The following is a 17,969-nucleotide window of genomic DNA, read 5'->3' as shown; positions in this document are numbered from 1 at the left end:
TTGCTGTGCGAGGAAAATCGACCCTGGATTTTTTTGTCTACGGTTGTAGAGTGTCCGGCGAGTCAACCCTGAGGAGAGTGACCGTGACCGGGTCAACCAGAACAGCCAGTCCCGACCGGATCGTGGACATCGCCGTGGGCTACATGGCGGCGAAACAGCTCTTCGCCGCGAGCCGGATCGGTTTGTTCGCCGCGCTCGCGGACGGCCCGCTCGACGCCGCCGCGCTGGCCGCGAAGATCGGGAAACCGGCGCAGATCGCCCGCATCCTCGGCGACACGATGTCCTCGCTGGGCCTGCTCTCGCGCGTTGAGGGCCGCTATGAGCTGGGTGCCGACGCCGCCGCGTACCTCGCCGGAGGCGGTCTGGACCTCTCACCGTTCCTGACGTTCCTCGACTCGATCAGCTATCCGCACTGGCTCCAGTTCGAGCACACCGCCGACACCGGCGAGCCGGGCAAGCTCGACGTCGGGGGCGATCGCTGGGACACGTTCCTCTCCGGTGTCATGACGTATAACGCCCTACACGCCCGGATGCTGGCCGCCGCGTTCGACTACGGGCCGCACGAAAAACTCCTCGACCTCGGCGGGCTGTCGAGCGAATTCGCGCTGGAAGCCATGCGTGTCAACGAAAAACTGCACACGACGTTCGTCTTCGACCCGCGGTCGGTCGAGCCGGTCACCCGCGCGGTGGCCGACGCCGGATTCGCCGGGCGAAGCACCGTGGTGGGCGAGCCGGCCACCGAAGCGCGGCCGTCGGGGGAGTTCGACCTCGTCATGGTCAACCACGTCGTCCACCGGTTCACCGCCAGGGAGAACACGGAGATCCTGCGCCGCGCTCGTGCGGCCGCCGCGCCCGGCGCGACCCTGTTGTTGCTCGATTTCTTCCTCGATGACGACGCGGTCCAGCGGCCGCTCGACGCGTTGCACGCGGGGGAGTACCTGGTGATCGACGGGACCGTGGTGTACCCCGAGGCAGAGGTGCGGGCCTGGCTCATGGGCGCGGGCTGGCGGCCGGTGGACCGGCTGACCCTGCCGGGCAGTCCTCGCGTGCTCGTGGCCAAGGCGGAATGACCGTGGCTCTCGATCCCGCGGTCCGGGAGCTGCTCGCCCGCAGCGCATCGGCCTCCTCCGCCGCTCCCGCCAGGCCGCCCACGGCGGTGGAGCTGCGTGCCGCCTTCGACGCGTCCTGGCCTCGTCCTGCCTCGGTCGAGGCGGTCGAGTCGGTGACCGAGCATCAGGTGCCCGGCCCCGGCGGAGACGTCCGGGTCCGGCTGTACCTGCCGGAATCGGACGGGCCGGTGCCGGTGTTCGTGTGGATCCACGGCGGCGGCTGGACGATCGGCTCCATCGACGAGAACGACGTCGCCTCGCGGGCGGTGTGCAACGCGGCGAAAGTCGCCGTCGTCGCGGTGGACTACCGGCTCGCGCCGGAAAATCCTTACCCCGCGGCGCCGCAGGACTGTTATGCCGTCGTCGAGTGGCTGCACGCCGGAGGTGCCGGATCCACTGTGGATGGTTCCCGGATCGCGGTGGGCGGGGAGAGCGCCGGGGGCAATCTGTCCACAGTGGTCTCGATGATGTCCCGCGACGGCGGCGGCCCGCCGATCGCCGCGCAGGTGCTGATCTGCCCGGTCTACGGCCATCCCGACGACGGCTTCGCGTCCTATGTGGACTGCGCGGAAGGCTTCGGGATGACCGCCGCGGCGATGCGGTTCTTCTTCGCGCAGTACGTCACCGATCCGGCGCAGCTGAACGACCCGTACGTGCTGCCGTTGCGCGCTTCCGACCTCGGCGGCCTGCCCCCGGCGCTGGTGCTGACCGCGGAATACGACGTCCTGCGCGACGAGGGCGAGGAGTTCGCCCGCCGCCTCGCCGACGCCGGTGTCCCGGTGGAACTGACTCGCTACACCGGGCAGATCCACGGCTTCTACGGCCTGTACACGGACCTCCCGGCGTCACCACGCTCACACGCCCAGGCCGCTGCCTTCCTCCGAGAGGTCTTCTCCTGAGCCGGGAACCTCAGGGGCGGGTCAAGCGGTCCAAAAAGGACTCCAGGTGCCGGTGCTGCAGCGGGACCGTGGAGAACTCCCCGGCGACCAGGCTCATCACGTTGGCGCCGGCGTTGAGCAGCACGACCTCGTCGACCAGTTGCTCGTCCGGGGTCTCGGTGACGATGTCGCCGTCCTCGCGGCCCTCGGTGATATAGCGGTGCAGCAGGCCCCGCCACGAGCGGATGTGCTCCAGGTACTTGTCGTGCAGCTTCCGGTTCGACAGCGACATCTGCCAGAAGGTCAGCAGCACCCGGCCCGCGGTGATGCGCTCGGCGTCGATCGGCATCGAGGACACGCACAGCTCGCGCAGCGCGGCGAGCCCGCGCAGGCCGTCCAGTTCGACGTATTCGCGCATCATGTCCAGCGCCCGTACGTAGGTGGCCTCGATGATGTCTTCCTTGCTGGGGAAGTAGTGCTTGAGCGCACCGTTGGCGAAGCCCGCCGCGGCGGCGATCTCCCGCATCGTGGCGGCTTCGATCCCGCCCTGGATGATCAGGTCCCACGTCACGTCGACGATGTCGCTTCGTCGCTGGTCGTGGTCGATGATCTTCGGCATCGCGGCACCTCCCGCACTGGTTTGTCTACCAGTGTAGGAGAAAGTATCGGCCGGTAGTGCGCCGGGTGCTCAGCCGCGCCTGAACACCCGGCGCCCGGCGAACCACGTCTCGGCCACCTTCGTGGTGGCGAGCGCCCCAGCCGTGGTCCGGAAGGGGTCCCGGTCCAGCACGAGGAAGTCGGCGGACTTCCCCGGTGTCAAGGATCCGGTGACGTCGTCGAGGCCGCACGCCCTGGCCGCGCCGAGGGTGAACACCTCGATGGCCTCACTGAGCGTGATGGCCTGCTCCGGCCACAGCGCACCGGGGAAGGCCCCGCTCGGATCCTGCCGGGTGACCAGGCCCTCGATGCCCTCCCAGGCGTCGGGCGATTCGCTGACCGGCCAGTCCGAGCCGCCCGCGACCAGCGCGCCCCGGTCCAGCAGCGACCGGTTGGGCTGCATCCGCTCGGCCCGCTCGGCGGGCAGGACGCCGGCGATCGCGGACGGGATGACCCCGGGCACCCACAGGAACGGCGAGATGTCCGCGGCGACGCCCAGCTCGGCGAAACGCGGGATGTCGTCCGGGTGCACGAACTGGCCGTGCGCGACCTGGAACTTGGTGTCCGGGTAGCCTTCGGCGCGGACCTTTTCGACGGCGTCGAGCGTCGCGCGTACGGAGGCGTCCCCGGTGCAGTGGATCTTCGCCGACAGCCCGGCCTCGGCCGCCGTGCGCAGCCACCCCTCCAGTTCCGGTGGGGTCATCGTGGTCGCGCCGTGGAAACACGCCCCGTGGACCTCGTCCGGCCGGTACGGCTCCAGGAAGGCCGCGGTGCGGGTCGGCGGCACCCCGTCGAGGAAGATCTTGACGAAGTCCGGCCGGTGATGCTCGGTGCGATAGCGCTCGCGGACCTCGATCAGCGGGCGCCCGATCGGGTCGACGCCGAAGATCGGGTCGTTCACCAGCAGTGAGGACACCACCCACGCGTCGAGCTCGCCCGCGTCGTCCAGCGTCTTCAGCGCGGCCATGATGTCGACGGAGACCCCGGCGTCCTGGAACGCCGTGACACCGTACGAATGCAGGATCTCGATTCCGTGGCGGGAGGCGCGCGCGTGCTGTTCCGCGCTCAACGCGCTGTTCTCCCGCTGCTCCCGTTCGACGAGCATGCCCGCCGCTTCGAGCAGGACACCGGTCGGTGTCCCGTCCTGGTCGCGGACGATGACTCCGCTCGTCGGGTCCACTGTGGACGATGTGATCCCGGCCAGTTCCAGTGCCCGGCTGCTGACCCAGCGGTTGTGCCTGCTGTCGTCGGAGAGGACGACGGGACGGCCGCCCGCGGCTTCGTCGAGCGCGAGCCGGGCGGAGTGCTGCGACAGCGTACTGACCAAAGTGGACGCCCACGCGCCGCCGATCACCCACTCGTCACGGCCGAGACCGCGGGCCCGATCGCGGACGGCGGCGAGGATGTCCTCGAAACCGGCGTCCCCGCCGAAGGTGAGTTCGAACAGCGCGGCGCGCCCGGCGAGCGCGTGGTGGTTGTGGACGTCGACGAACCCGGGCATGACGAACGCCCCGCCGAGGTCGAGCACTTCGGTTTTCGGTCCACGGTCGACGTCTTCGAGGGCGAGCACCTTCCCGTCCTCGACGGCCAGCGAGGACGCCCACGGCCGCGCGGTGTCCACTGTGTACACCGTCGCGTTGGTGAGGATCAGGTCGGCCGCCATGGTTCAGTCCCCGGCCGGGTCGTAGGGCGCGGGGTGCACGGTCGTGCTCAGCAGCCTGCCGTGGGCGCCGAAGGTGAAGTGGGTGGGAGTCCGGCCGGTCGCGTCGAGTCCGAAGAGGACACCGTGCGAACGCAGCGCGCGGACGTCGCGGTGGTCGGCGACGGTGACCGAGGCGCACGGGATCACCTTCTCCCGCCACGTGAAGACGTAGATGCCCGGCCGCAGCTGGTAGACGGAGTTCTCGTCGGTGTCGGCGAGGCCCTTCTCCGGTCCGGCGAGGCACTGCCAGGTGTACCAGTGCGGGCTGAGGTAGACGTGCTCGTAGGCGTGGGCGGCGCTGTACACCCACATCACTCGCCTGCCGACGAGCGACGTGCTCGGCGCGATCTGTTCGCCTCGCGCTTCGAGGCCCTCGATGGTGGCGGGCAGGAACGTCTGCCCGACGCGCGGGAGGCCGTCGCCGATCTCGGTGACCACGACGAGCGCCCGGCCCTGACGCAGGTCGAGGAACACGGTGTAGGCCCGCTCCTGCCGGGTCCGGGGATGGAACTGGACGTAGTACAGGTCGTCGTCGACGAGGAACGTCTCGCAGTCGTCGGTCCCGGACGCGCCGTGGCTCCACTCGATACGGGCACCGGTGAACTTCGCCGAGAACGTCGTGCCGTCCGCGCAGTGGAGCACGAACGAGCGGCCGTGCAGGTCACCGACGGTGGGGGCCTTGTTCGCGTCGAATCCGGGGGCCAGGCCGTCCAGCGGCAGCCAGGTCGAGGTGTCGGACAGGTTCAGCGCGGTCTCGGGCATCGGCTCGTCCTCAGTGGTCGGAGTCTCGTCGGGGGTAGTTTCGCCCGATTTCCCGGCGGGTGGAACGGGGCGGACGGCGTCGTGCGGTATCGGTCAAGAGGGATGCGCTCGCGGCCAACCCGCGCGGCGGCACGGGGATCGAGGATGACGGCATGCGACTGGATCTGGCGGGCAAGGCGGTACTGGTGACCGGCGCGGCCTCGGGAATCGGACTGGCCTGCGCGCGGGCGTTCCTCGCCGAGGGCGCCCGGGTCGGGCTGGTCGACCGCGCGTCGGTTCCACTGCTGGACGGCGACGTCGTGGCGGTGCGGGCCGACGTCACGGACGAACCGAGGCTCGGCGCGGCGGTCGCCACGGTCGCGCGCCGGTTCGGCGGCCTCGACGTCGTCGTCGGCTGCGCCGGGGTCTCCGGCCCGGTCGGCAAGCCGCTGGCCGAGACCACGGTCGAGGACTTCACGACGGTGCTGTCGGTGAACGTGACCGGGCAGTTCCTGCTGGCCAAGCACGCGCGCCCGTGGCTTTCGCCCGGCGCGTCCGTGGTGTTCCTCGCGAGCGACTCCGCGTTCGTGTGCGCGCCGGGCATGGTGCCCTATTGCGCGTCGAAGGGCGCCGTGGTCGCGTTGACCAGGGCCCTGTCCGTCGAGTGGGGCGGCGTGCGGGTGAACTGCGTGTGCCCGTCGGTGGTGGACACCCCGATGGCCCGCGGCGATCTCGGCGCGGTGCTGGACGATCCGGTGTTTCCCGTGCAGGCGGTCGAGGACGTCGCGCAGCACGTGCTGTACCTGGCCTCCGCGCGGTCGCGGACGGTCAACGGCCAGGCGGTGCTCGCCGACTTCGGGGTGTCGGCGCGATCCGGTTTTCCGGCGTAGACACAGCCTGCGTAGACACAGCCCGCTTAGGACTTCGTTTCAGGACAAGGAAAGGACCTTCACGGTGGGTACAGAGAGCAAGGTCGTCGCGATCACCGGCGGCGGCACGGGCATCGGCGCGGCGGTGGCCCGGCGGTACGCGGCCGAGGGCGCGAACGTCGTGGTCCTCGGACGGCGGCGCGAACCGCTGGAGAAGGTGGCGGCCGAGACCGGCGCGCACGTCATCTCCTGCGACGCGAGTGTGGCTTCGGACGCGGAGAACGCGGTGGCGGAGATCATCGGCCGGTTCGGGCGGCTGGACGTCGTGGTCGCGAACGCGGGCGGGCATGGCCTTTCGTCGGTGGTCGACACCGGCGACGAGGAATGGGAGCTCGCGCTGCGCTCGAACCTGTCGAGCGCGTTCGTGTTCTGCCGGGCGACGTTGCCGTCGCTGGTGGAGACCGGGGGACAGGTGGTGATCGTGTCGTCACTGGCCGGCCTGTTCGCCGGGCCGAACGTCGCGGGGTACACCGTCGCGAAGCACGCGCTCATCGGGCTCACCCGGTCGATCGCCCGGGACTACGGCCCCCGCGGTGTCCGCGCCAACGCTGTGTGTCCCGGCTGGGTCCGCACCCCGATGGCCGACGGCGAGATGGACCAGTTCGCCGAGGCGGCCGGATTCACCGGCGGTCACGACGAGGGCTATCGCCGGGTCACCGCCGAGGTCCCGCTGCGACGGCCCGCCGAGCCGGACGAGATCGCGTCCATCGTCCGCTTCCTGGGTTCGTCGGAGTCGTCGTACATCACCGGCGCGGTGCTGGTCGCCGACGGCGGCGCCCACGCGGTCGACCTGCCCACCCTGGCCTTCGAACGCGCGGGCATGGGTTCGTAGGCGCGGTCATGCGCCCCAATGTGGCGTTCGGTGCGTTGGATGCACCCAATGCCACAATGGGGCGCTTGAGAGGTGCGGGGTCAGGATTCGCCGAGGTAGGCGGTGTGCAGGGTGTCGGGGGAGTCCAGCAGGGTGCGTGCCTCGCCGGAGAAGGTGACCCGGCCCGACGACACCACGACGGCGTCCTGCGCGACGCCCAGTGCCAGATGCGTGAACTGCTCGACGAGCAGAATAGCCGCCCCGTCGGAAGCGAACCGGGTGATGACCGGGAGCAGGCGGGTGAACACCACCGGCGCGAGGCCGAGCGACATCTCGTCGATCAGCAGGAACGCCGGCCGCGCGGCGAAAGCGCGGGCCAGCACCACCATCTGCTATTCCCCGCCGGACAGCAGCGCGGCGGGGGAGTCGCGGCGTTTTTCCAGCTCCGGGAACAACTCCAGGACCTCGTCGACCCGCGCCCTGGTGCGCGCCGTCAACCGGAGGTTCTCCAGCACGGTGAGCCCGCCGAACACCGCGCGGCCCTGCTCGATGTGCGCGAGCCCGAGCCGCGCACGCGCCACTCGCGAGTGCTTCGTGATCTCGGTGTGTCCGATGTGGACACTTCCGCGCGCCGCCGGGATCACCCCGGACACCGCCTCCAGCAGGCTCGTCTTCCCGGCTCCGTTCGGCCCGACGAGCGCGGTGATCCGGCCGGGCGCCAGCTCGAAGCCGACGTCCCTGATCACCGGGCCCGCCCCGCGCGAGACCGTCAAGCCCGCCACTCGCAACGCGTTCACAGCAGCTCCGTTTCGCCCATGTATGCCTTGAGCACCGCGGGATCGGCCAGCACCTCGGCCTGCGGGCCGGTCGCCAGCACCTGGCCGAAGTCGAGCACGGTGATCGTGTCGCAGACCGACCGCACCAGGTCCAGGTCGTGCTCGATGAGCAGCAACGACACGCCGAACCGGGCGGGCACCCGCCGCAGCCGTTCCCCGAACGCGACGTGTTCCTCGTGCGGCAGTCCCGCGGCGGGTTCGTCGAGCAGGAGGATGCGCGGACCGGCCAGCAGATGGCCGACGACCTCGACCAGCCGCCGCGCGCCGACGTCCACTCGGGACAGTGGGGTGCGGGCGGCGGGACAGCCGAAGAACTCCAGCGCGTCGGCGATCTCCGCCGCGGCCAGCCGCCGTCGTGCCACGAACCGGACATAGGACTCGACGGTCAGCCCCGGCGGGACCCGGTCCTGCTGGAACGTCCGCCGCAGGCCCGCGCGCGCCCGGCGGGTGGGTGAGCCGGTCAACGGGCGGCCGTCGAGTTCGACGGCGCCCTGCGCCTGTGGGAGGAAGCCGCTGATCGCGTCGACCAAAGTGGACTTCCCGGCACCGTTGGGCCCGATCACGCCGAGGATCCCGTGCTCCGGAACCGCTATGTCTACTGAGGACAGTGCGTCGACATGTCCGAATCGGACACTCAATCCGCGCACCACCAGTACCGGATCGCCCGGTGGCGGCGCCTCGCCAACGGCCTCGACGTCGCGGTGCTCGATCCCGACATGCCCGTTGCCGTCGCGGGCCCTGGCGCGCCGGTGCCACAGTTCCCGCAGCGCCGTGCCGAGGTTCCCGCCGCTGGTGAGCGCCTGGATGCCGAGGAGGCCGAACACCACATAGCCCCAGTCCTGCGGCACGCCCCAGCGTTTGAGCAGTTCCGGCACGGCGACCCAGAGCACCGCGCCGAACACCGCCATGTCGATCAGATGCGCGCCCGACATGATCGCCAGCACGTACAGCGCCAGCGACTGGATGGAGGTGAAGCTCGCCGGGAACGCCAGGCCGACCTGCCCGGTGAGCAGCCCGCCGCTGATGCCGCCGAGCGTCGCGCTCACCGCGAACGCCGTCAGCTTCGACGTCCGCACGCTGGCCCCCGCCGCGGCCGTGCCGCGTTCGGAGAACGCCACCGCCTGCCAGCCGCTGCCCCAGCGGCCCCGGCGCAGGAAGTACACCGCGAGACAGCACAGCACCAGCACGATCACGCCGAGCAGGAAGTAGGCGCGGTCGTCGGAGAACGCGTCGGGCCGCATGACCGAGATCCCCTCGCTCACGCCGGGGAACTGGAGCTGCACCAGGGTGAGATCCGCCGCAGCGGCGAGGCCGAGAGTGACGACCGCGAGGTTGATCCCGCGCAGCCGCAGCGCCGGAAGCCCGACGAGCACGCCGACGGCCCCGGCGGCGAGGCCGCCCAGCAGCAGCCACACCAGGAACCCGCCGGGCGCCTCCGCCTTGTTGAGCGCGGACACCACCCAGGCCCCGACCGCGGCGAAAGTCAGCTGGCACAAGGAGATCATCCCGGCGCTGCCGGTGACGACGCCGAGCCCGAGCAACGCGATCGCGGCCACGACCGCGCTCATGCCGAGGTAGACGAAGTACCCTTCGAGCCCGACACTCAGCGCGTACCCCGCGGCCACCGCGACGACGGCGACGAGCAGGGGGATTCCCAACCGGGGAAGCGTCCGGCGATCAGCGAGCGGCATCCCACACCTCCTTGCGCTGCGACCACAGCAGCAGTCCGGCGATGACGACGAAGGGCAGGAAGTACCGCGCGATCGAAAGGCTGTCGGACTGGGCCAGCGCGCCTTGCAGCATGCCGAGCACCAGCCCGCCGATCACCGCGAGATCCAGCCGCCGGAACCCGCCCAGCAGGGCCGCGGCGGCGGACGGGACGACCAGCATCGCCAGCGACGTCGCGTCGTTGGACTGCGACGGCGCGACGATCGAGATCATCAGCGTGCTGATCAGCCCGGTGACCGCCCAGACCGCGACACTGAGCGGTTTCGCCGGGATGCCCAGCAACTCCGCCGTCGTCGGCCGCTCCGACAGGGCACGCAACGCGACACCCGCCGACGTCCGCGTCAGCACCGCCCGGCAGCCCAGCGAGACCAGCACCGCCAGCCCGACAGTGACCACGGTGACCTGGCTGACCACCACTCCGCCGACCTCGAAGGCAGGGCCGGCGAGGATCGGCTGGAACGGCTGGGGCTTGTTGCCGAACAGGATGAACGACAGCGAAATGAGCAGCAGGAGCACCGCGACGGTCACCGCCGAACGCGTTCCGGTGTCCGCCTCGGCGAGCCAGGTCGAGATCACCCAGCCGAGCAGCGCGCTCAGCGCACCGCCGAGCAGGATGCCCACGACCGTCGCCAGCCACACCGGGAGTCCGATGTGGACGGCCAGGTAGACCGCGACGTACGAGCCGAACATCGCGGTCGCCGCCTGCGCGAAGTTGACCACCCGGACCAGCCGGGACATCAGGGTCAGGCACACCGCCAGCACCGCGTACAGCCCGCCGGCGGCCAGGCCTGCCAGCGCTCCCTGCAGCATCGGGATACTCCTCTACTTCTTTCGGGCTCTACTTCTTGGGGATGTGCAGCCAGTCGTTCGCGGCCAGTTCCCATTTGCCCGCGCCGGAAGCGAGTTTGACCGGCCAGCCCGCGGTGTTGTCGTGATGGGTCTTGCCGGTCCCGAACACGTACGGCGTCCCGACCATCGGATCGACGATCGGCTGCATTTCGTGCAGTGCCTTGGTGACGCTCTCGCGGTTGATGTCACCCTTGATGCCCTTGAGCACCGCGACGAAGTACTTCGCCGCGAGATAGCCGCCCTGACTGAACGAGGTGAGCGGGATGCCGCCCTTCGTCATCAGGTCGCGCCATTCCTTGTTCTGCGGGCTGGCCGCGTCGGTGAACGGGTAGAACTCCGCGGGGACGTAGACGCCCGCGCCCGCGTTCTGGACCGCCTTGGCGTAGTTTTCGCTGTAGACGCTGGTCAGCAGCAGCCACGTGACGTCGTTCCAGCCCTGTGCCTGCGCGGCCTTGAGCTGGCCGATCGAATCGGGTTCGACGGGGTTGACGGTGATCGCCTTGCAGCCCGCGGCCCGCGCCTTGACGACGTAGGAGGTGTAGTCGGAGCCGCCGTAGGGCACGGTCGCGTCGACGTACTTGAGCTTCTTGCCGGTGATCGCCGACCATTCGTCGATGGCCGCCTGGTACGAGGGCAGCGTGTTGCCCGCGATCTCCAGCAACGCGCAGATGTCGTTCAGCTTCAGCACTTCGGACCCGTACAGCAGCGTCAGCGTCATGTCGTGGAACGGGCCGACGTTGGCGGGGGAGATGTTGGGGCTGGTGAAGCACGCCGGGTCGACGCCGATCCCCGGGACCGAAAGGATCTTCTGCTGCTCGTAGTACTTCGCGTTGATCTGGCACTCGATGAGGCTGGACGAGCCCGCCAGCGCGACTGCCTTGTCACCGCCGACGAGTTCGCGGGCCGCGGCGGCGGCCGCCGCCGGGTCGCCCTTGTCGTCGATCGCCTTGTACTCGATCTTCCGGCCGTTGATCCCGCCCGCGGCGTTGGTCGCGTCGAACACCGCCTTCGCGGCCTGTGACGATTCGGGGAAGGTGGCGGCGCCGCTGAGCGCGTTGACCGAGCCGACCACGATCGGCCCGCTCGTCCCGGCGTCGGTCCCGGCGCATCCCCCCGCGAACAGCACGACAGCGGTGGCGAACGCCAGGCTGCCCAAGATCTTTCTCATGGCGGTTCCCGTCCTGTGGCTAGTCGAGGTGGATGGACCCTACGAGCGGCCACGGCGGCGCGCCTTGTCTCTGCGGGCACGGGTGTTGTCCGGTGCGGCACGGGCTCACGCCGTCGCGGCGACCACCGGCACGGAGTCCACGATCTGCTCGAAACTGGCCAGCTCGCCGCCGTCGAACTTCCACACGTGCGCGACCCGCGCGGTGAACGACTGACCGGATTTGCGGTGCGTACCGGTGTAGGTTCCGAGGCCGATGATCGTGTCCCCGGCGTCGTGCAGTTCCGCCAAGGTGAACGTGTAGCCCTCCCAGTCCCTGCCGATCGCCTCGAAGACGTTCTTCTTGACTTCGTCGGGGCCGGTGTACGTTCCGCCGTAAGGGAAACCGGCGGCCTCGGTCCAGGTGGTCCCCGGCCCGAGCGGCGCCAGCATGCCCTCGAGATCGCCGCGGTCGCTGGCGGCGTAGTGCGCGGTGATGACGTCCAGATTGGACACTGGGTTCTCCTTCAGACGGGCTGGGCTAGACGGGTTGGGCGTCGGGGTAACTGACGGAACCGAGCGGGTAGATGTGGCCGCCGGCGCGGGAATGTTCGGAGCGGCCGTCGCCGGTGATGCCGAGGAACACGCCGGTGGTCTTGAGCGCGTAGCCGAGGTCGTGCAGCCAGACGCTGGCCACGGCGATGCGGAATTCGCGGAAGCAGAACAGGTAGAGGCCGTCGGCGAACTTCCAGACCGTGGACAGGTCCATGTCGCCGTGACCGCGTTGCACGCCTTCGAGACACTGCCAGGCGTAGCGCTGCGAGGAGACGTAGACGTGCTCGTAGAGATGGTTCGGGCTGTAGCGGTAGATGTTGCGCTTGCCGATCAGGTCGCGGGACGGGCCCGGCACGGCACCGGACGGCGTGCCGCCGTCGGTGGTGCCCGCGCGGAACGTCTGCGACACGCGGGGCACACCCTCGACGTCCTCGGTTCCGATGACCGACCGGATCGCGAGCGCGCGGTGGGTGGTGGTCGAGAAGATCACCGTGAGTGCTTCGCCTTCGACGCTGGCGAACGGCAGGTTGACGAAGAAGACGTCTTCGCGCACCGCGACCGCGTCATAGGGATCCTTGACCCCGTTGCAGACGACGTGCTCGGCGTCCTCGAAACGCAGCTCGAGTTTCGTGTCGTCGTCGAGCGTGACGGTGAGTTCGCGGCCGGTGAGGTCCGCGTTCGGCAGGCGGTAGGTGGCTATCCCGGCGGCGAACTCGTCATAGGTGCGCCACTGTTCTTCCGGTGTTTCGGACATGGCCTCATCCTCGGCGCCGCGCCGGGGGACGGCCAGCGATCACGCACTGGAGGGCAAGGACCGGTCGCTCTCGGTCAACCCGCGGCGCGCAGTTCGCTCGGCGAGCGGCCGTAGGCGGCCTTGAACACGCGGCTGAAATGGGCGGCGTCGACGAACCCCCATTTCGCGGCGATGGCCGCGACCGGGCGGGTCGAGTGCACCGGATCGAGCAGCTCGCGGCGGCAGTGCTCCAGACGCCGGGTGCGGATCCAGCCCGATACGGTGGTGCCCTGTTCCTGGAACAGCCCGTGCAGATGGCGGGTCGAGATGTAGTGCTCGGCGGCGATCTGCGCCGGGCCGAGTTCGGGCGAGGACAGGTTCGCGTCGACGTACGCGCGGATCCGCCGCATCAGCTCGTAATGCGGGTCGGCCGTGGTGCGCGCCAGGTCGAGTTCGGCGGCGAACATCGTGGCCAGCAGGTCCACCGCGCTGTGTGCGAGGCGCACCCCGGCGGGACCGGCCAGCTGGTCGAGGTTCGTGCCGAGCTGGGCGAGGAACGGCACGACGACGTTGCCGACGCCTTCGCGGCCGGACATCCGCACGGCGGTCAGCTGGCCGACCAGTTCGGCGGGCAGGTCGAGCAGCCGCTGCGGGAACATCACCACGAGCGTGCGGAAATCCTCCTCGAACACCAGGGAATACGGCCGGTGGGTGTCGTAGAGCGCGACGTCGCCGGGCTGCAGCACGGCCTGCCGGTCGTCCTGCACGAGCAGCCCGGTCCCGGCGAGGATGAGACTGAGCTTGTAGTAGCGCCGGTCGGCCCTGGCGATGAGCTCCGGGGTGCGCTCGACGTTGTGCGCGGAGGCGGTGATCTCGGAGAACTGGACGTCGTCCGCGCCACCGGACCGGATCCGGCCGCGGAAGTGGTCGTGGTGCGGGCTGGTGACGTGCAGTGGGACGAACGACTGGGACACCGCCGTGCGGAAGTCGGTGAAATCCCGCGCGACCAGCGTGGTGGACGGGTGAAGGGCGACGGTCACGACTTACCTCGCAGCACCGAGAGGAAGCAATTTCGTATACGATAAGCGATACGATCTTGCCAGGCAACCGTCTCGGCCGTACCCCCGTTACACCGGTCGTCGCGGTGTCGCGTGCCAGGGCCGGGTGCTGAAGGACGCTTTCAGCGCGCTGAGTGCACTGAAGGCGTCCTTCGGCGCGGTAGGTGCACCGAAGGCGTCCTTCAGCACTTTGTATCCACAAAGGACAGTGGCGCGGGAGTTACCGATGCCCGCTCAGCTGGGGCTCGGGCTTCCGCTCCCGAGTCCGGGGTGTGCGATTGGCGAACCAGACGGCCAGGATCACCACGACGCATCCGGCGAGCTGGGCGGCGGTCGGCGTTTCGCCCAGCACCACCAGGCCGAACCCGATGGCCAGCACCGGCTGCAGCGTGAGCAGCGCGGCGGCGGTGTTCGGCAGCAGCCGGGCGGTTCCCGTGCTGACGAACAGCCACGCGGCGACCTGGCCGAGCAGGGCGAGCGCGATCATCCAGCCCCACGACGCCGCGTCCAGCGAGAGGCTGATGCCGCCGGTGCTCGCGCCGATCACCCCCGCGGTCGCGGTGGCGGCGGCGGTCGCCACCGCGATGGGCGTCACCAGGTGGCGCGGGCTCCGCCGTCCGGAAACCCGGTTCAGGTAAAGGAAACCGGAGTAGGCGACGCCGGCGGCGATGCCCATGATCGAGCCGCGCACCGGGTTCGTCACCTGGGCACTGTGCCCCAGCGCACCGCTGGCCAGCGCGATCCCGGCGATCATCAGCGGGGCGGCGGCCAGGAAGCGGCGCGCGATCGGCGTGCCGCCGAACACCTTGCCCAGCAACGGGAACACGATGACCTGGACGGTGATCAGCACGGTCGCGATGGCCGCCCCGACGTCGAGGATGCTGGCGGTCCAGAGCACGTAGTCGATCCCGAGGAACACGCCGGCCGCGGCGGCGCAGCCGAGCAACGGGCCGCCCAGCGGTCCCTCGCGCCGGAGTTCGGCATACGCCAGCGGGATCAGCACCACCAAGGCGATGGCGCACCGGAGGAACGCGGCGGTCCCGGCGCTGACGTCCGCGAGCTTGACGAACGTCGCGGAGCCGGACAGGCAGACCGCACCCGCGACGACGGACAGCGCGGGCAGGGCGGGCCGCCGGGTCTTCGGCAGGGGGAAGGTCGTGTCCACGTCCTCCACGGTGCCAACCAGGACTCACCAGCACTAGTTATGATTTATGAGGACTTCTGATTAGCATGGCTTAGATGATTGTCTGGGAGCGGCTCCGCGTGTTCGCCGCCGTCGCCGAGCACGGCTCGATCTCCGGCGCGGCGGAGGCCCTGCACATCACCGGTTCGGCGGTGACCCAGCACGTGCGCAAGCTGGAACGCGAGGTGCGCTGCCCGCTGGTCGAGCCGGACGGCAGGGGCATCCGGCTCACCACCGCAGGACGGGTGCTGGCCGACACGGCGCTGCACGTCGCGGGCACGGTCGCCGAGGCCGAGCGCGATCTGGCGAACCTGCACGGCCAGATCGTCGGGCCGCTGCGCATCGGGGCGGTAGCCAGCGCGTTGCGCGCGCTGATCCCGCGCGTGCTGCACACCCTGACCGCCCGGCATCCCCGGCTGGTCCCGGCGCTGCGGGACGGTGAGGTCATCGACATGATCCCCGCGTTGCGGTCGCGTCACCTCGACGCGGTCCTCACCGAGAGCTGGTCCAGCAGGCCGTCGCGGTATCCGCCGGGGATTCACCTGACCGAGCTGATCCGCGAGGACGTCCACCTCGCCGTCCCGGAGGGCCATCCGCTCGCCGACCGCCGCGAGCCGATCCCGCTCGGTGAGCTGGGCGGGCTGACCTGGGTGAGCTGCGCGCCCGGCACCGATCCCCACGAGGCGCTGGTGCACGCGCTGCGCGCGCACAACGTCGGCGCGGACGTGCCCTACTGCGTGCTCGACTACACCACCCACCTCCTGCTGGTCGCCGCCGGGCTCGCCGTCGCGCTGGTCCCGCGGATGGCCCGGCATCCGCAGCCGGACGGGGTCCGGTTCCTGCGCACCGCACCGTCGATCACCCGCACCATCGGCGTGGCCACCGTCGAGGGCGTCAACACCCCGGCGGTGGACGCGTTCGTCGCCGTGCTCCGGGAGCAGGTCGCCGTGTGGTCCCCGGAACTCTGATCCTCCATTGTGGACTGTCAGTGCGGGTCGAGGGCGCGGAGTGAGCGGTCGGCGGCGGTGACCGAGAGCAGCGCGGCGGCGGCCACGCTGAGCACCAGCGCCAGCGTGCCGAGTCCGCCATCGGTGGCTTCCGCGCCGAACGCCAGCGCGAGCACGCTGGTGGAAGCCAGCGCGCCGATGTACTGGGCGGTGCGGAAGAGGCCGGACAGCGTGCCGATCCGGTCCGCGGGGGCCTGCGCGTAGAGGACCGTCTGGTTCGCCACGGTGCTGAGCCCTTGCCCGACACCGAAGAGCAGGCCGATCGCGACCACGAGCCACAGCGCGGTGCCCGAGGACAGCGTCAGCAGGGCCATCGAGCCGATCACCAGCGCGCCCGCGGTGAGCAGCAGCCGCGCGCGGACGCCGGTGCACAGCCGGGCGCCGAAGGCGGACAGCGCGACGGTGGTGATCGACATCGGCAGCAGCGCGAGGCCGATCGTCGATTCCGGCAGCCGGTAGCCTTCCGCGAGCCATTGCGGATAGCCGTAGAGGAACGCGTAGATCACCAGGTAACCGCAGCCCTGCCGGAGATAGGTCGCGGCGAGCGGCCGGTTGCGGGCCAGGGTACGCAGATCGAGGAACGGGTCCCGCACGCGCAGTTCCCACGCGATCAGCCCGGCGCCCGCGAGCACGCCGGTCAGCAGGAACGGCCACGGCGTCGCGCCCGAGCGGGTCAGGCACAGCAGCAGCGCGGTGAGGGTGAGCGTGAAGAGCCCGATACCGACCAGGTCGAGCGGCGGCCGGGGGCCGGTGCGCTCGCGGCGTTCGTCCGGGGGCAGCCACCGCCACACCAGCAGCAGCCCGAGCGCGGCGACCGGCACGTTCACCGCGAACGTCCAGCGCCAGTCGCCGAGGCCGACCAGCAGGCCGCCGAGTGTCGGGCCGACGGCCATGCTCGCCTGGGTGGACGTGGCGAGCGTGGCCAGTGCCCGCCCCGGCACCGGGACGTCCGCGGCGTTCGCCCGTGCCCGGACCATCGCCATCGCCGCCGGGAATCCCGTGGCGGTGCCGAGGCCGAGCAGGATCCTGGCCACGAGCAGGACCTCGAAGGCGGGGGCGAACGTGCCGAGCAGGCCCGCCGCCGCGACCAGCACGAGGCCCGCGGCCAGCACCCGCCGGGCGCCGAGCGTGTCGACCAATCGGCCCATCACCGGCTGGGCGGTGGCCGTGGTCAGGTACAGCACGGTGACCAGCCACACCGTGTGCCCCGCCCCGACGCCGAGGTCCCGGCCGATCGGGACCAGGGTCACCGCGATCATCGACGAGTTGACCGCGTTGAGCAGTGTGCCGATGACCAGCGGGGTGAGGAATTTCGCGTCGAAAGCGGTGCCCGGCCTGGTCGCCGTGGTCACCGGGCGACCGCCGGCTCGCGGGCCTCGCGGGCCGCCGCCGGGACGAAGATGTCCGCGCGGGCGATCACCCGGGCCGACCGGTTGAGGGTGACGCCGGTGAGCGCGCCGTCGCCGCTCGTGCGCAGGCTGGCCGAGACGACGCCCGCCGCGGTGCCGATCCGGATCTCCCCGTTCTCCGTGGCGGTGTGGGCGCGCACCGTGCTGCCGGGGACCGTGGCCGCGGCGGCCACCGCGACCATCGAGGTCAGGCCGATCACCGGATGCGGCGCGTGCATGGAGGCCATCCGCACCGCGACGTCGAACTCCCCGGCGGTGACGTGCGTGCCGCCGGTGGTCGTGTAGTCCGCGGCGGGACCGACGATGCCGAGCTTCGGCACCGCGTGGCTGATCGGACTGTCCGGAGTGGACAGTCCCATCCTGATCGCGGCCGCACGGCGCAGGCCGAGCAGCGAGGGAAGCCGTTCGCCGAACTCGGCGACGCTCTCCGAACCGGTCAGGCCCAGCGACGGCGCGTCGACCAGTGCGGCCGGTGCTCCGGCGTCGACCAGTGTCGCCTTCGCGGTTTTTTCGCGCGATTCCAGCATGTCGACGGCGCGGCCGGGGGGGCGCCGGCTGGCCCCGCCGGGGGTAAGGTACCACCGGCCCAACAGCACCCCGGGGGTGGGGTGAGCCCGCCCCCACCCCGCTCCCGGTGGGG

The 17,969-nt window shown here is 70.6% G+C and carries 19 protein-coding genes; 5 read left to right on the top strand and 14 right to left on the bottom strand.

Annotation, left to right across the window (positions count from 1 at the left end):
* Positions 1 to 83: 83 nt before the first annotated feature.
* The gene (locus ACFWY9_RS08975) at positions 84 to 1,070 is read left to right on the top strand and encodes a methyltransferase dimerization domain-containing protein (protein WP_378325451.1); all 987 of its coding nucleotides are present in this window, start codon (positions 84 to 86) and stop codon (positions 1,068 to 1,070) included.
* Entirely contained in the window at positions 1,067 to 2,008 is a 942-nt protein-coding gene (locus tag ACFWY9_RS08970) for an alpha/beta hydrolase (protein WP_378325452.1), read from the top strand. The genes ACFWY9_RS08975 and ACFWY9_RS08970 overlap by 4 nt, the downstream gene beginning before the upstream one ends.
* A 10-nt stretch (positions 2,009 to 2,018) precedes the next feature.
* Here ACFWY9_RS08970 and ACFWY9_RS08965 read toward each other — a convergent pair whose 3' ends face one another.
* The 3 genes from ACFWY9_RS08965 to ACFWY9_RS08955 form a co-directional block, all read right to left on the bottom strand.
* Positions 2,019 to 2,606: a TetR/AcrR family transcriptional regulator gene (locus tag ACFWY9_RS08965; protein WP_378325453.1), complete on the bottom strand. Its 588-nt coding sequence runs from the start codon at positions 2,604 to 2,606 to the stop codon at positions 2,019 to 2,021.
* 69 nt (positions 2,607 to 2,675) lie between these two features.
* Positions 2,676 to 4,307: an amidohydrolase gene (locus ACFWY9_RS08960; protein ID WP_378325454.1), complete on the bottom strand. Its 1,632-nt coding sequence runs from the start codon at positions 4,305 to 4,307 to the stop codon at positions 2,676 to 2,678.
* 3 nt (positions 4,308 to 4,310) lie between these two features.
* Entirely contained in the window at positions 4,311 to 5,108 is a 798-nt protein-coding gene (locus tag ACFWY9_RS08955; protein ID WP_378325455.1) for a molybdenum cofactor biosynthesis F family protein, read from the bottom strand.
* A 152-nt stretch (positions 5,109 to 5,260) separates the two neighbouring features.
* Here ACFWY9_RS08955 and ACFWY9_RS08950 point away from each other — a divergent pair, with 152 nt between their 5' ends.
* Together ACFWY9_RS08950 and ACFWY9_RS08945 are read left to right on the top strand one after the other, a co-directional pair.
* Positions 5,261 to 5,977, top strand: a complete 717-nt coding sequence (locus ACFWY9_RS08950) for an SDR family NAD(P)-dependent oxidoreductase (protein ID WP_378325456.1) — start codon at positions 5,261 to 5,263, stop codon at positions 5,975 to 5,977.
* Positions 5,978 to 6,041: 64 nt separating this feature from the next.
* Positions 6,042 to 6,848 (top strand): SDR family NAD(P)-dependent oxidoreductase, encoded by an 807-nt coding sequence (locus ACFWY9_RS08945; protein ID WP_378325457.1) that lies wholly within the window; start codon positions 6,042 to 6,044, stop codon positions 6,846 to 6,848.
* Between the two features lie 80 nt (positions 6,849 to 6,928).
* Here the strand turns inward: ACFWY9_RS08945 and ACFWY9_RS08940 are convergent, their stop codons facing one another.
* The 9 genes from ACFWY9_RS08940 to ACFWY9_RS08900 form a co-directional block, all read right to left on the bottom strand.
* Positions 6,929 to 7,216, bottom strand: coding sequence for a hypothetical protein (locus tag ACFWY9_RS08940; RefSeq protein ID WP_378338571.1), 288 nt, complete (start codon positions 7,214 to 7,216; stop codon positions 6,929 to 6,931).
* Positions 7,217 to 7,219: 3 nt separating this feature from the next.
* Entirely contained in the window at positions 7,220 to 7,624 is a 405-nt protein-coding gene (locus tag ACFWY9_RS08935) for an ATP-binding cassette domain-containing protein (RefSeq protein WP_378338570.1), read from the bottom strand.
* Complete coding sequence (locus ACFWY9_RS08930) at positions 7,621 to 9,354, bottom strand: ATP-binding cassette domain-containing protein (protein ID WP_378325459.1); 1,734 nt, start codon at positions 9,352 to 9,354, stop codon at positions 7,621 to 7,623. Before ACFWY9_RS08930 ends, ACFWY9_RS08935 begins: the two co-directional genes overlap by 4 nt.
* Positions 9,341 to 10,201, bottom strand: coding sequence for a branched-chain amino acid ABC transporter permease (locus ACFWY9_RS08925; RefSeq protein WP_378325461.1), 861 nt, complete (start codon positions 10,199 to 10,201; stop codon positions 9,341 to 9,343). Before ACFWY9_RS08925 ends, ACFWY9_RS08930 begins: the two co-directional genes overlap by 14 nt.
* A 28-nt stretch (positions 10,202 to 10,229) precedes the next feature.
* Positions 10,230 to 11,408 (bottom strand): ABC transporter substrate-binding protein, encoded by a 1,179-nt coding sequence (locus ACFWY9_RS08920; RefSeq protein ID WP_378325462.1) that lies wholly within the window; start codon positions 11,406 to 11,408, stop codon positions 10,230 to 10,232.
* A 105-nt stretch (positions 11,409 to 11,513) separates the two neighbouring features.
* On the bottom strand, positions 11,514 to 11,900 hold the full coding sequence (locus ACFWY9_RS08915) for a nuclear transport factor 2 family protein (RefSeq protein ID WP_378325463.1): 387 nt from the start codon (positions 11,898 to 11,900) through the stop codon (positions 11,514 to 11,516).
* 25 nt (positions 11,901 to 11,925) lie between these two features.
* Positions 11,926 to 12,693, bottom strand: a complete 768-nt coding sequence (locus ACFWY9_RS08910; protein WP_378325464.1) for a MoaF C-terminal domain-containing protein — start codon at positions 12,691 to 12,693, stop codon at positions 11,926 to 11,928.
* A 74-nt stretch (positions 12,694 to 12,767) separates the two neighbouring features.
* A complete protein-coding gene (locus tag ACFWY9_RS08905) occupies positions 12,768 to 13,712 on the bottom strand; it encodes a helix-turn-helix domain-containing protein (protein ID WP_378325466.1) in 945 nt (314 codons plus the stop codon).
* A 238-nt stretch (positions 13,713 to 13,950) separates the two neighbouring features.
* Positions 13,951 to 14,895: a DMT family transporter gene (locus ACFWY9_RS08900; RefSeq protein ID WP_378325467.1), complete on the bottom strand. Its 945-nt coding sequence runs from the start codon at positions 14,893 to 14,895 to the stop codon at positions 13,951 to 13,953.
* Between the two features lie 74 nt (positions 14,896 to 14,969).
* On the opposite strand from ACFWY9_RS08900, the gene ACFWY9_RS08895 reads away from it, so the two are divergent.
* Positions 14,970 to 15,881 carry a LysR family transcriptional regulator gene (locus ACFWY9_RS08895; protein ID WP_378325468.1) on the top strand — a complete coding sequence of 304 codons (912 nt, stop codon included), beginning with the start codon at positions 14,970 to 14,972 and terminating at the stop codon, positions 15,879 to 15,881.
* 17 nt (positions 15,882 to 15,898) lie between these two features.
* On the opposite strand, the gene ACFWY9_RS08890 is transcribed toward ACFWY9_RS08895, so the two are convergent.
* Entirely contained in the window at positions 15,899 to 17,272 is a 1,374-nt protein-coding gene (locus ACFWY9_RS08890) for an MFS transporter (RefSeq protein WP_378338569.1), read from the bottom strand.
* Positions 17,269 to 17,925, bottom strand: coding sequence for a PrpF domain-containing protein (locus tag ACFWY9_RS08885; RefSeq protein ID WP_378338581.1), 657 nt, complete (start codon positions 17,923 to 17,925; stop codon positions 17,269 to 17,271). Before ACFWY9_RS08885 ends, ACFWY9_RS08890 begins: the two co-directional genes overlap by 4 nt.
* Between the last annotated feature and the right edge of the window lie 44 nt (positions 17,926 to 17,969).

It is taken from the genome of Amycolatopsis sp. NPDC059027 (genome assembly GCF_042739735.1).
GTDB lineage: Bacteria > Actinomycetota > Actinomycetes > Mycobacteriales > Pseudonocardiaceae > Amycolatopsis.
The sequence above is the reverse complement of the archived record's forward strand: the minus strand, read 5'-3'. Positions and strand labels throughout refer to the sequence as shown.

What these genes read in the sequence shown, in the direction of transcription:
- ACFWY9_RS08970 (WP_378325452.1), top strand. Translation starts at nt 1,067, where the DNA reads ATGACCGTGGCTCTCGATCCCGCGGTCCGGGAGCTGCTCGCCCGCAGC.
- ACFWY9_RS08965 (WP_378325453.1), bottom strand. Translation starts at nt 2,606, where the DNA reads ATGCCGAAGATCATCGACCACGACCAGCGACGAAGCGACATCGTCGAC.
- ACFWY9_RS08960 (WP_378325454.1), bottom strand. Translation starts at nt 4,307, where the DNA reads ATGGCGGCCGACCTGATCCTCACCAACGCGACGGTGTACACAGTGGAC.
- ACFWY9_RS08955 (WP_378325455.1), bottom strand. Translation starts at nt 5,108, where the DNA reads ATGCCCGAGACCGCGCTGAACCTGTCCGACACCTCGACCTGGCTGCCG.
- ACFWY9_RS08950 (WP_378325456.1), top strand. Translation starts at nt 5,261, where the DNA reads ATGCGACTGGATCTGGCGGGCAAGGCGGTACTGGTGACCGGCGCGGCC.
- ACFWY9_RS08940 (WP_378338571.1), bottom strand. Translation starts at nt 7,216, where the DNA reads ATGGTGGTGCTGGCCCGCGCTTTCGCCGCGCGGCCGGCGTTCCTGCTG.
- ACFWY9_RS08930 (WP_378325459.1), bottom strand. Translation starts at nt 9,354, where the DNA reads ATGCCGCTCGCTGATCGCCGGACGCTTCCCCGGTTGGGAATCCCCCTG.
- ACFWY9_RS08925 (WP_378325461.1), bottom strand. Translation starts at nt 10,201, where the DNA reads ATGCTGCAGGGAGCGCTGGCAGGCCTGGCCGCCGGCGGGCTGTACGCG.
- ACFWY9_RS08920 (WP_378325462.1), bottom strand. Translation starts at nt 11,408, where the DNA reads ATGAGAAAGATCTTGGGCAGCCTGGCGTTCGCCACCGCTGTCGTGCTG.
- ACFWY9_RS08910 (WP_378325464.1), bottom strand. Translation starts at nt 12,693, where the DNA reads ATGTCCGAAACACCGGAAGAACAGTGGCGCACCTATGACGAGTTCGCC.
- ACFWY9_RS08895 (WP_378325468.1), top strand. Translation starts at nt 14,970, where the DNA reads ATGATTGTCTGGGAGCGGCTCCGCGTGTTCGCCGCCGTCGCCGAGCAC.